Origin of the sequence: Rhodococcus sp. NPDC080181 (assembly GCF_040702225.1) — a bacterium.
Taxonomy (GTDB): domain Bacteria; phylum Actinomycetota; class Actinomycetes; order Mycobacteriales; family Mycobacteriaceae; genus Rhodococcoides; species Rhodococcoides fascians.
This window is the reverse complement of sequence record NZ_JBFBKN010000051.1, coordinates 1-9,696: the sequence shown is the minus strand read 5'-3', so window position 1 is coordinate 9,696 and position 9,696 is coordinate 1. Positions and strand designations below refer to the sequence as shown.

Annotated in this window: 11 protein-coding genes; 5 read left to right on the top strand and 6 right to left on the bottom strand. The window is 64.8% G+C overall.

Annotation, left to right across the window (positions count from 1 at the left end; translation table 11 throughout):
* Positions 1-122: 122 nt before the first annotated feature.
* Positions 123-701, bottom strand: coding sequence for an FKBP-type peptidyl-prolyl cis-trans isomerase (locus AB0O58_RS26525; RefSeq protein ID WP_027495772.1), 579 nt, complete (start codon positions 699-701; stop codon positions 123-125).
* A 67-nt stretch (positions 702-768) separates the two neighbouring features.
* The gene (locus tag AB0O58_RS26520; RefSeq protein ID WP_032366785.1) at positions 769-1,623 is read right to left on the bottom strand and encodes an SDR family oxidoreductase; all 855 of its coding nucleotides are present in this window, start codon (positions 1,621-1,623) and stop codon (positions 769-771) included.
* Between the two features lie 114 nt (positions 1,624-1,737).
* Here AB0O58_RS26520 and AB0O58_RS26515 point away from each other — a divergent pair, with 114 nt between their 5' ends.
* Complete coding sequence (locus tag AB0O58_RS26515; protein WP_027495770.1) at positions 1,738-2,112, top strand: helix-turn-helix domain-containing protein; 375 nt, start codon at positions 1,738-1,740, stop codon at positions 2,110-2,112.
* On the opposite strand, the gene AB0O58_RS26510 is transcribed toward AB0O58_RS26515, so the two are convergent.
* Positions 2,109-2,462, bottom strand: a complete 354-nt coding sequence (locus AB0O58_RS26510; protein ID WP_094718047.1) for a VOC family protein — start codon at positions 2,460-2,462, stop codon at positions 2,109-2,111. The genes AB0O58_RS26515 and AB0O58_RS26510 overlap by 4 nt on opposite strands.
* Before the next feature lie 207 nt (positions 2,463-2,669).
* On the opposite strand from AB0O58_RS26510, the gene AB0O58_RS26505 reads away from it, so the two are divergent.
* Positions 2,670-3,149 (top strand): DUF6764 family protein, encoded by a 480-nt coding sequence (locus AB0O58_RS26505; RefSeq protein ID WP_032366787.1) that lies wholly within the window; start codon positions 2,670-2,672, stop codon positions 3,147-3,149.
* A gap of 316 nt (positions 3,150-3,465) precedes the next feature.
* Here AB0O58_RS26505 and AB0O58_RS26500 read toward each other — a convergent pair whose 3' ends face one another.
* The 3 genes from AB0O58_RS26500 to AB0O58_RS26490 form a co-directional block, all read right to left on the bottom strand.
* Positions 3,466-4,485 (bottom strand): hemolysin family protein, encoded by a 1,020-nt coding sequence (locus AB0O58_RS26500; RefSeq protein ID WP_032374841.1) that lies wholly within the window; start codon positions 4,483-4,485, stop codon positions 3,466-3,468.
* Positions 4,482-5,888: a hemolysin family protein gene (locus tag AB0O58_RS26495; protein ID WP_027495766.1), complete on the bottom strand. Its 1,407-nt coding sequence runs from the start codon at positions 5,886-5,888 to the stop codon at positions 4,482-4,484. The genes AB0O58_RS26500 and AB0O58_RS26495 overlap by 4 nt, the downstream gene beginning before the upstream one ends.
* A 120-nt stretch (positions 5,889-6,008) precedes the next feature.
* Positions 6,009-6,416, bottom strand: coding sequence for a universal stress protein (locus tag AB0O58_RS26490; protein ID WP_283548468.1), 408 nt, complete (start codon positions 6,414-6,416; stop codon positions 6,009-6,011).
* 113 nt (positions 6,417-6,529) lie between these two features.
* Here AB0O58_RS26490 and AB0O58_RS26485 point away from each other — a divergent pair, with 113 nt between their 5' ends.
* From AB0O58_RS26485 to AB0O58_RS26475, 3 genes are read left to right on the top strand one after another with little or no spacing between them, the layout of a single operon-like run.
* Positions 6,530-7,519 carry a tripartite tricarboxylate transporter substrate-binding protein gene (locus AB0O58_RS26485; protein WP_027495764.1) on the top strand — a complete coding sequence of 330 codons (990 nt, stop codon included), beginning with the start codon at positions 6,530-6,532 and terminating at the stop codon, positions 7,517-7,519.
* On the top strand, positions 7,516-8,046 hold the full coding sequence (locus tag AB0O58_RS26480; protein ID WP_027495763.1) for a tripartite tricarboxylate transporter TctB family protein: 531 nt from the start codon (positions 7,516-7,518) through the stop codon (positions 8,044-8,046). The genes AB0O58_RS26485 and AB0O58_RS26480 overlap by 4 nt, the downstream gene beginning before the upstream one ends.
* A gap of 16 nt (positions 8,047-8,062) precedes the next feature.
* On the top strand, positions 8,063-9,568 hold the full coding sequence (locus tag AB0O58_RS26475) for a tripartite tricarboxylate transporter permease (RefSeq protein ID WP_032381592.1): 1,506 nt from the start codon (positions 8,063-8,065) through the stop codon (positions 9,566-9,568).
* Positions 9,569-9,696: the final 128 nt, after the last annotated feature.

Sequence of the window (9,696 nt, the reverse complement as noted above, 5' to 3'; positions counted from 1 at the left end):
GGGCCGAAAAAGAGGTGACCCGGGCATCGAACCCGAGCCACCCCTTTACAACGTCGAACTACCGCTCACACAAAATGCAACAGCCCCCAGAGGGCTTATAACCACGCCACTGCCGGAGGCACTCAGCTCGCGGACAGGATCGAGATAGCGAAGATCAGGCTGTCGCCCTGCTCGATTCCGGCTGCCGGATTGCCGGTCGCGTAACCGTCGGCCGACGTCACCGCTACGGCGACGGTCGAGCCGACGGTCTGTCCGGCGATGGCTTTCTGGAAGCCCGCCACCACGCCGGTCAGTGGGAACTCGACCGGTGCGCCGCGCTCGAAACTGCTGTCGAACGTCGATCCGTCGCGTCCGTTGACGCCCAGGTAGCAGACGGACACGTTCGCGTCGTCGGCGACGATCGGGCCGTCCCCGGCCTTCAGCGTTTTCACCTGCGTCTCGGCGACGCTGAACGGGGCTTCGACGTCGACGGCCGGGGCCGCTGTATCCGTCGATCCGGTGACGGCGATGCTGCCGGTGTCGCCTGCCAGTGTCCACTCCGGGGTGGCCGACGGGTCGGGTGTGCCCGTGGGGCAGCTACTCGAAGCCGTCGCATCGGTGGAGGACGTCGCCGAGGACGTCGTCTGCGTCGTCCCGGAATCCGAGTCGGAACTGCATGCACCCGTCAACAGGACGAGTGAGGTGGTGGCGGCCAGGAACAGGGTGCGGGTCGAGGTGAGTTTCACGGGGCCCACGCTACAAGTGGCATACGGGGCCCCGTGTATCCCGTCAGATCGCGGAGCGGAACACCTCGGCGACCGGGGCGGACGCGCGGCCGATCAATGCCTGCAGGTCACCGGAATCGGTGTCGAGTTCCCCGCGGGAGATACCGGCATCCGCGCTCGCCAGCATGGTCGCCACGAAATCGGGCAGTCCTGCGCCCTGAAGAATCGAGGCGTACTCCGACTCGGTGACGTCCTTGTAGACGACCGGCTTCCCGGAGATGCCGGCGAGAACGTCCGCGAGTTCGGCATAGGTCAGGCGCTCGTCCCCGCCGAGCTCGTAGATCTTCCCGCCCTGGTTCTCGAGAGTCAGCACAGCCGCGGCAGCGGCGGCGTAATCGGCGCGTGAGGCAGCGGCGATCCTGCCGTTCCCGCCTGCACCCAGCCACACTCCACTGTCGATGGCCTGGCCGAGCGAGCCCAGGTAGTTCTCCCAGTACCAGCCGTTACGCAGAAACACAGCAGGAATCGGCGAGGCCGTCAATCGCTCTTCGGTGGCCTTGTGCTCCGGCGCAAGGCTGATGCCGGAGGTGTCGGCAGCGAGCACGCTCGTGTATGCAACGAGGCCCACTCCGGCTGCCTCGGCGGCGTCGATGACGTTGTTGTGCTGAGCAATTCGCTGACCGACCTCCGATCCCGAGATCAACAGCACCTTCTCGACACCTGCGAACGCAGACGTCAGCGCGTCGGTGTCGCTGTAGTCGGCCACCCGCACCACCACACCGCGCTCGGCGAGTGCGGCCGCCTTGTCGGCGTTGCGTACGACGGCGACGATGTCGGCAGGCGCGACGCCGCGATCGATGAGTGCGGCGACGACGAGCCCGCCGAGATTGCCTGTCGCTCCGGTGATGGCTGTGGTCATGGAAAACGCTCCCGAGGTTGAAGTATCAAGTTCCGTTTCATCATGCACTTACTTTTCGTGCAGTGCAACATCAAAATTTAGCGATGCCGGTACGGCCTGCGCTAACATGGAGAAATGTCCGAGGCCGTCGAATCTCTCGAAGCATCCGTCTTCGCACGGGAATGCGGGTCACGGCAGACGCTGCAGAACGCGACGAGCAGGTGGGGAGTGCTCGTCCTGGCGGCCCTCACCGAAAGCGACTACCGATTCAATGCCCTGCGCCGACGCGTCGACGGCGTCAGCGAGCGAATGTTGGCACAGACGCTGCAGACCCTCGAACGCGACGGCCTCATCGTGCGTACCGTGCTCGAGACCATCCCGCCCAAGGTCGAATACAGCCTCACCCCGCTCGGACGTGAGGTCGGATCACGGTTGACCGACCTCATCGAACTGATCGAGGGCTCGATGCCTGCCGTGCTCGAAGCACGCGCCGAGCACGACGCCCGCTAGTCAGCTGGGGGCGTCACTACACACCATTCGTTGCCCTCGGGGTCGAGTAGCACCTGGAACGACCCGGCCGCAGTGGTGTGCCGGTCCCCCACCGCCGTCGCACCCAGACCTACTGCCTGCTCGACGGCAACGTCGATGCTGGGAACGTCCACGTCGAGATGTAGTCGATTCTTGCCGGACTTACCCTCGGGCACTCGCTGGAACGCCATCCGGGTGAACCCGGGAACATCGACGAAATGCCACGAGTCGTCGCGCACGACGGGCTGACCACCGAGCACACCCGCCCAGAATCGGGCCAGCACAGCCGGTTCCGTGCAGTCGAATACGACCTCGTCGATACGTCCGATCATGGAGCCATCGTAAGCACCGAGGGTGGGGGAACGCTGTTTACCGCGCTGTGATCATACCGAGATGCACTCGTGACCATGCGGATCTCTGAGCGCGTCGCTACGGGGTAACACTCGAGGAAGGTCGTCGGGGCGCACGAGCATGTCGATCCGGCAACCGCAGGAGCGCGGCACGCCCGGTGCCTGCGCCAAATCTTGGAGGCATCGACCATGTTCCATACCAAAAGAATTCTCGGCGGAGCGGCAGCATTCGGATTCGCCTGTACCTTCGCGGCCCTGGTGCCCGGCACGGCCTCGGCCGCACCGGTCGCCTGCACCACGGCACCCGGAGGGGCCGACGTCGCCGCGCTCGTCGGAGGTTCACAGTGCGACAGCTCCGCAGACGGCGCAAGTGCCGCAGCAGGAGTCGGCCTCGAGGGATGGGGCTCGGCGGAGGCGATGAACAACGCGGCGGCACTGGCCCTCGGTCTCAACGGCGGAACTGCCGTCAGCAACGCCGGCTTCGGCGGCGCGCCTGCTGCGATCGCCTTCGGTCCCGGTGCCATCGCGCAGAACACTGCGGCCGGCCTCGGACTGTCGATCGCCGTGGCTGCGCCGGGCTCGACGATAACCCTCACCCCCGAGGGTGCCGTCTGCAACGGTGCCGGCTTCGCCGGAAGCTTCACCACCCTGCAGGGCTGCATCGGCTGATGCCCGTCGTCGTCGGGGTGAAACACGACTTGCGCAGGCCATATCAGTGCCGCCGGGCCCAGGTTGATCTACAGTCTCACTGACTACAGTCTCGGTACGCGAGCCGGTGACGGCCCGCTGAACAAGGAGTTCGACGGCAATGATGTCCTACCTGCTCTACGACGTTCTGCTCCCCCAACTCGGCCACGATGTCGCGTCGTATTGGGCACACCTTCTGGTCATCGCCCCGATCTGACATTCGGACCCGGTGCTCACGAAAAATCCCCGCTCGGCCGTGTAGGCCGGGCGGGGATGATTCGTATGGGGTGACCGAAGATCAGACAGGCTCGGGCAGCAGCCGCGTCAACACATCCGACAGGGTGACAACGCCGATAGTGCGCGCACTGTCACCCGCCTCGGCCGACGGTTCGACGACCAGCGCCAGATGATGCCGGGTCTCGCGCATCGACTGCAGGGCGACGTAGACCGGTGTCGTCCGATCCAGCGTGTAGGCCGGGCGGGTGATCTCGGCGAGATACTCCGGCTCGGTCAACGTATCCCTCACGTGCACAACACCTTTCACTACGTCGTCGTCACTGACGAGGATGCGCAGATGGCCGCTGATCCGGGACGCCTCCCGCACGTCGTCGATCGACGCTGATGACGGTACCGACGTCGGCGCGCCACTTCCGGCCACCAGGTCACCGACGGTGAGATCCTGCAATTCCAATGCCCCAGATATCTGTGCCTGGTAACTCGCGTCCAGGGCTCCCACGTTGACCGAGTGCTCGACGAGCTGACGCAGGTCGTCTGCGTTCTGCCCGGTGCCGACGGTGTCGGCCGGCTCGACGCCCACCTTGCGTAGGCACCAGTTCGCCATGTTGTTCAGGGCCGTCAGCACCGGACGCGTGAGAAACATGAACGCGCGCATGGGGATTGCGAGCATCGTTGCCGACTTCTCCGGATGTGCGATGGCCCAGGACTTAGGAGCCATCTCGCCGACGACCAAGTGCAGGAACGTGACGATGATCAGGGCCAGGACGAAGCCGAGGACGTCCGCGAACCAGTAGGGCAGGCCGATGCTCTCGAACAGCGGCGTGAGCCAGTAGTGCACCGCCGGCTTGGTGGTCGCGCCGAGCGCGAGGGTGCAGACGGTGATACCGAGCTGCGATCCGGCGAGCAGCACCGTCAATTCCGAGGAGCTGCGCAGAGCAGCCCGCGCCGCCCGCGAGTTGGGGGCAGCGTCCTCGAGGCGATGCCGTTTGGCCGCGAGAAGTGCGAACTCCACGGCAACGAAGAAGGCGCTCGCAGCGATCAGACCGATGGTGACGGCCAGAAAGACCCAGAGGTTGCTCATCGGTGCGCTCCTGCAGTATCGGACTCGGCCGAATTCTCGTCGTGCTCGGTTGTCCGCTCGTCGATGGTGAGGGTCAGTAGTGACGGCACGTGACTGTCGATCTCCTGCACCTCGATCGTGACGAAACGAATCGGCGTCTCGTCGTCGTTGGCGAGGTCCGCGTTGTCCGGCGGCAGATCGACTTCGATACGGGTCCCGATGTCAGGTAGCGAACCATGATGGGCGATGGCGAATCCCGCGATGGTCTCGTAGTCACCGTCGGGTAGGTCGACGCCGATGGCGCGCTCGACCTCGTCGACGTGCACCTCCCCTGCCATCGTCCAGCTGCCGTCGTCGGCGCTGACCGGGCTCGGGTCGAGTACGCCGTCGTCGTGCTCGTCGGTGATCTCGCCGACGAGCTCTTCGGCCAGGTCCTCGATGGTGATCACTCCGGTGAGACCACCGTATTCGTCGATGACACAGGCCAATTGGTTCCGTGTCGCCCGCAGCTCGCGCATCGCGTCGGGCAGGCTCTGCATCTCGGGAAGGATCAGCGCATCGCGGGTGAGGTCTGCGATGGGGGTCGAATCCGGAGCGGTGGAGGCCAACACGTCGTGCAGATGCACCACACCCACGATTCCATCGTCCTCGTCGAGCACGGGGTATCGAGAATGTTCTTGGCCCATCAGTGTTTTCACCTCACCGAGGGTGTCGGTGTCGCGGACCGTCGCCGCACGTGAACGCGGGATCATGGCGTGTTCGACGTTGCGCGTGGGGAAGTCGAGAATGCGATCGAGCAGCGTCGACAGCTCGTCGGGCAGATCCCCGGTCTCCCGCGAATCCGACACGATGTGCTCGAGGTCGCGTGGGCTCGCCGAATGTTCCACATCGTGCACCGGCTCGATCTTGAGTGCTTTGAGCAACAGGTTCGACGACTGGTCGAAAATGGTGATCAACCAGCCGAAGAGCTTGAGATAGATGGTCGTCGACAGCGAGAGCCATCGAGCCACGGGCTCGGGGCGCGCGATGGCGAAGTTCTTCGGGAACAGTTCACCGAAGAGCATCTGTACGAACGTCGCGAACGTGATCGCCAGAACGGCACCGAGGCCGACACCGACTGCTGTCGGAACACCGACGCCGCCCAGTATCGCTCCGAACGACTGCCCGATCAGCGGTTCGGCGACGTAGCCGACAAGCAGGCCGGTGACCGTGATACCCAGCTGTGCACCCGAGAGCATGAACGAGGTCCGCTTGGTGACGGTCAGCGTGCGAGCTGCGACGGCGTCGCCGGCCTCGGCACGCGCCTTGAGCCGGGACCGGTCGACGGTCATGTACGCGAATTCCTGCGCAACGAAGTAACCGGTTGCGACGGTGATGAGAAAAACGACGAGCAGGCCGAGCAGAAGAGTGAGCAGAACGCTCATTCGCCGGACACCGCCTCGCACGTAGTAGCTGTAGTGCGGGGAGCCGTGTCCGGCCCGGGTTTATCGCTGTCCATGATTCCTCGAGGTCGAGTGGTGGGAGATTTGTCCGATACTACCGGGTCACGGCGCTTTCACGACGAGGACGGGGACCGGGCTGTCCAACAGAACGCGCTGCACCGTGCTGCCCATCAGGAATTTGCCGACCGCCGATCTGCGCTTGGACCCGATGACGAGCATCCCCGCACCGACGTCGGCGACCAGATCGACCAGGGCGCCGGCCGGGTCTCCGCCGTCCGGCTCGACGCGCACCGTCGTCGTAGTTCCGGGGAGAGTCCGCTCCACCTCGGCCTGCGCCGCGCTACGGTCTTCCGCCGATACGGAATCGCGGTCCACCACGGACAATACGATCAGCTCGGTCCGACGCAGCTCTGCCTCGGCGGCACCACGTCGCAACGCTTCCTGGCCCTCGGGGGTGTTGCTCATCGCTACTGCCACTGCGCTGCCTACCGCTGTGTTCGCTGAAGACACGATCTCTCCCGTTGCTCGAATCCACCGAAGGCCGCCCTCGATGTTGTGAACTGGACTAATCAGACAAACTGTATCTAACCTGACGCTGTGACACACCACACGAAAGGTCTCTGATGGCGATATCGCCCACCCTGCTACGAACGGCCGGAGCCCTGGTGGTGGTGGGAGCAGTCACCGTCGCCGGGATCGACGCCGCTCGCAGTGCCAGCGGCTCCGACGCCCGAGCCAAATTGACACTGATAGCACCTGCTGCCGCCGGCGGCGGCTGGGACTTGGTCGCGCGCGAGTCGCAGCAGGCGCTGCGCAGCGACGGCATCGTCAACAACGCGCAGGTGGTCAACGTTCCAGGGGCCGGCGGCACCATCGGCCTGAGCCAACTCGAGAACCTCAGCGGTCAGCCCACCACGGTGATGATCACCGGCACCGTCATGCTCGGCGGCATCGCGATCAACAACTCCGACACCACCTTGGCCGACACCGTGCCGATCGCCAAGCTCGCCGAGGACTTCGAGGTCTTCGTCGTTCCCAAGGACTCGCCGATCCAGAACCTCGACGACATGATCGAGGCGTGGCGGGCCAATCCCGGCGGGCTTCCGATCGGCGGCGGCTCCCTCGGCGGAATCGACCACATCGTCGCGGGCCAATTGGCTCAGGAAGCCGACATCGACCCGGCCGCAATCAATTACATCGCCTATTCCGGCGGCGGTGAGGTACTCACGTCGCTGCTGTCCAACACCGTCGGCGTCGCGGTCAGTGGATTCAACGACTTCCGGGACCAGATCGAAGCAGGCAACGTGCGTGCCCTCGCCGTGGCCGCGCCCGAGCCGCTCGAGGGATTCGACGTGGACACGTTCATCGAACAGGGCTACAACGTCGACCTCGTGAACTGGCGCGGAATCGTTGCGCCGCCCGGGATTTCCGACGAGGACCGGCAGACGCTAGTCGACATCGTCACCGAGATGGTCGAGACCGAGCAATGGGCGACGGCCGTCGAACGAAACCGCTGGAAGGAATCGGTCGTCACAGGAGACGAATTCGGGGAATTCCTCGAGGTCGAGCAGGCACGTATCACCGGAATTCTGGAAGAGCTGGGGCTGGTATGACAACGACGACTCCCGACACCGCAACCTCCCGCTCCTTCTGGACGGGCCGTAGCGGCCTGATCGTTCCGGCACTGCTCGTCGCACTGGGCGCATTCCTGGTCTACGGGACCATCACGATGGATGTGCCTCCCACCGCCACCTCCCCTGGCCCGCAGGTCTTTCCGGCCATCGTCGCCGGGGGTTGCTTTGTGGTCGCCGTGTTGGTCACCATCCAACTCATGGTCAAGCCCGACGTCATCGATCGCGGCGTCGACGACGACGGCGTGCCGCACACCGGTACTGTCAGCAACTGGCGAACCCTGTCGATCACCGTCGGATCGGTGGCAGTGTTCATCGCTCTCCTCGACCCGCTCGGCTGGGTTCTCGCCGGTGCCATCCTCTTCTGGGGTGTCTCGGTCGGATTGGGTGGTCGCCGTTACGTGTTCGACGCGGCCGTCGCGCTGCTGGTCTCGAGCGCCGTCCAGATCGCATTCTCCGCGGGCCTCGGCCTGACCTTGCCCGGCGGCGTTCTCGCCCAGATCTTCTGACGGAGCTGAATTTTCGATGGATTCATTGAGCAATCTTCTCGACGGGTTCGGCACTGCGCTGACTCCGATGAACCTGGTGTGGGTGTTCGTGGGCGCACTGCTCGGCACCGCCGTGGGCGTGCTACCCGGACTCGGTTCTGCCATGGCGGTGGCGCTTCTGCTGCCGGTCACGTTCACTCTCGACCCCACCGCGGCGCTGATCATGTTCGCGGGTGTCTACTTCGGCGGTCTGTTCGGCGATTCCATCTCCGGCATCCTGATGAACACCCCGGGCAACAGCACCGCCATCGCCGGAACGTTCGAGGGCCACCGGATGGCCAAGAACGGCAGAGCCCCACAAGCTTTGGCCACCTCGGCCATCGGCGCGTTCATCGGCGGCATCGTCGCGACGACCCTGGTGGTGTTCTTCGCCCCGACGCTCGCATCGTTGGCGACCAACTTCGGTCCGGCCGAGTACCTCGCGCTGGCAGTGTTCGCCTTCATCGCTACCTCCGCGGTGGTCTCCGACTCCGCTCTCAAGGGATTGACCGCACTGCTGATCGGTCTCACCCTGGCCGTGATCGGCATCGACGGTCCGTCGGGCGCGTCCCGATTCACCTTCGAAGTACCTGCCCTGTTCGACGGCATTCACATCGTCGTAATCACGGTCGCGATGCTCGCACTCGGTGAGGTCATCCACATCGCTTCGAAGATCGGCCGCCCCGAGGACCGGTCGTTGATCAAATCGCAGGGCCGCCCCTGGCTGAGCAAGGCCGAGTTCCGCGACGCGCTACCGGCCTGGCTGCGAGGCACGGCATTCGGCGTGCCGTTCGGTGTCATTCCTGCCGGGGGTGCGGAAGTGCCGAGTTTCCTCGCGTACGGCACCGAGCGCAGGCTCGACCGCAAGCGCGAGAAGCCGATGTTCGGCAAGGGTGCCATTCGCGGTGTCGCCGGACCGGAGGCCGCTGGAAACTCCACAGCCGGAACGGCAATGGGAGCGCTACTGGCGCTGGGGCTGCCGACGTCGGCGACAGCGGCCATCATGTTGGCTGCATTCCAGCAGTACGGCATGCAGCCCGGACCACTGTTGTTCGAGCGCAGCGGCGACATCGTCTGGGCCCTACTGGCGAGCCTGTTCGTGGCCATGATCGTGCTGCTGATCCTCAACCTGCCGTTCGCACCACTGTGGGCGCAGCTGCTGAAGATCCCGAAGAACTACCTGTACGCGGGTATCTCGGTGTTCGCCGCCCTCGGCGTCTATGCGTCCAGTGCGTCGATCGTGGATCTGATCTTCATGCTCGGGCTCGGCATCGTCGGATTCATGATGCGGCGCTACGACATTCCGCTCGCACCGGTGTTGATCGCCGTGATCCTCGGCCCACTCGCCGAGGAATCACTTCGCCGCGCACTGGCCGTCAGCGAGGGCGACCCGTCGATTCTGGTCAGTAGCGGCATCACCATCGTGCTCTACGCATTGATGATCATCGCCGTGGTGTTCTCGATCGTCAGCAAGATCCGCGCCCGCAAGACCGCCGACTTCTGAGTACGCCCCGCGCAGTGGTGCGGTTAGGTGCCCCAGAGGGGCTGTTGCATTTTGATGGTGGGGTGTCTCGAGTGTCGAGGCACCCCATTGTCGGTGGTGCGGGACAATGTGTTGGTGGCGAAGGGTTA